We start from the raw sequence: 1,469 nt of genomic DNA, 5'->3' as shown, positions 1-1,469 counted from the left end.
GCGCTTGTGGCGGCTGGGATCGGTGGGTTGCCTGGGATCGACCCAGCTGATGAGATCGTCGCCGGTGGCGTTCAGGCGCAAGGCGGCATCAACGGCGAAGTCGGCGGTCAGCGGCATGCCGAATTCATGATCCGGCCGGCCGGCGAGTTCGATATATTCGGGTGAGCCGGCCAACATGTTGAAATCGCCCATACCGACAAAGGCTTCGGGATGCGGCAATTCCGGCAGGCCGATCTCGGCGACGCCGGACAGCGCGCCGCCTTCGAGCGCGTAGTTCAGCATGCGTTGGCGCAGGAACTGGATCTGGCTGGCGCGTTCGACGGGGCTGCGGTGATCGAGATGGATGGAATAGAAGCGGATGAAACCAAGCGGCGTCTCGATCAGCGCTTCCAGCGCGCCACGCTGGAAGTTCATCATCTCAAAGCTGCGGCTGCGCGGCAAAAGCAGGTTGCGCGACAGATGAATAGGCGTTTTCGACAGCACCATGTTGCCGAGCTGGAAGGTTTTCGTGATGGCGCGGCCATTGTCGATGTGCGAACCGATATTGGCCTCGAAATTGCTGCCATAGACGGCGAAGTAGTCGGGCAGCGCCTCGCCGATCTCGGCGACCATGTCGCGGCCGCCGTTCCTGGGATTGTTGCGGGTCACCTCCTGCAGAGCGATCACATCGGCGCCGCGTACAGCATCAGCGATGCGTCCGACATCGTACTGCCCGTCGAGGCCGATGCCGTACTGGATATTGTAGGTTACAAGCTTCATTCCGGCATCTCTCCGGCCGATCCCGCGCGGCCATTGTCACAAAACGGCCTCGCCCTTCGCCGCGCCTTGGTTTAGAGCAAGGGCCAAGGTTTAGAGCAATGCCGCAAGGCCACTAGTAGAAACTGTACAATCCCATGAAATTTCTCGATCAAGCCAAGGTCTACATCCGCTCCGGTGACGGTGGCGCTGGTTCGGTGTCGTTCCGGCGCGAAAAGTTCATCGAGTTCGGCGGGCCGGACGGCGGTGATGGCGGCCGTGGCGGCGATGTCTGGCTGGAGGCCGTCGACGGGTTGAACACGCTGATAGACTACCGCTACCAGCAGCATTTCAAGGCCAAGACCGGCGTCCACGGCATGGGCCGCAACATGACCGGCGCCAAGGGCGCCGATGTCACGCTGAAAGTGCCGGCGGGAACGCAGGTGTTCGAAGAAGACAACGAGACGCTGATCTGCGACCTGACCGTGGTCGGCCAGCGCTTTCTGCTCGCCAAGGGCGGCAATGGTGGCTTCGGCAACCAGCATTTCAAGACCTCGACCAACCAGGCGCCGCGCCGCGCCAACCCCGGCCTGCCGGGGCAGGAGCTCAACATCTGGCTGCGGCTGAAGCTGATCGCCGATGCCGGACTGGTCGGGCTGCCGAATGCCGGCAAGTCGACATTCCTGGCCGCCGTCACCGCGGCCAAGCCGAAGATCGCCGACTATCCGTTCACG

2 protein-coding genes are annotated in these 1,469 nt (G+C 62.6%); one reads left to right on the top strand and one right to left on the bottom strand.

Features of this window, described 5'->3' with window-relative positions; all coding sequences use genetic code 11:
• On the bottom strand, positions 1 to 759 hold a 759-nt coding region (locus tag EN984_RS34375), incomplete at its 3' end, for an endonuclease/exonuclease/phosphatase family protein (RefSeq protein WP_127384344.1).
• A 134-nt stretch (positions 760 to 893) separates the two neighbouring features.
• Between EN984_RS34375 and obgE the strand changes: the two genes are divergently transcribed.
• Positions 894 to 1,469: GTPase ObgE (obgE, locus tag EN984_RS34370; protein WP_127384343.1), on the top strand; the 576-nt coding region annotated here is incomplete at its 3' end.

Origin of the sequence: Mesorhizobium sp. M7A.F.Ca.CA.004.12.1.1, from assembly GCF_003997835.1 — a bacterium.
Classification (GTDB): domain Bacteria; phylum Pseudomonadota; class Alphaproteobacteria; order Rhizobiales; family Rhizobiaceae; genus Mesorhizobium.
This window is presented reverse-complemented; position numbering and strand designations above follow the sequence as displayed.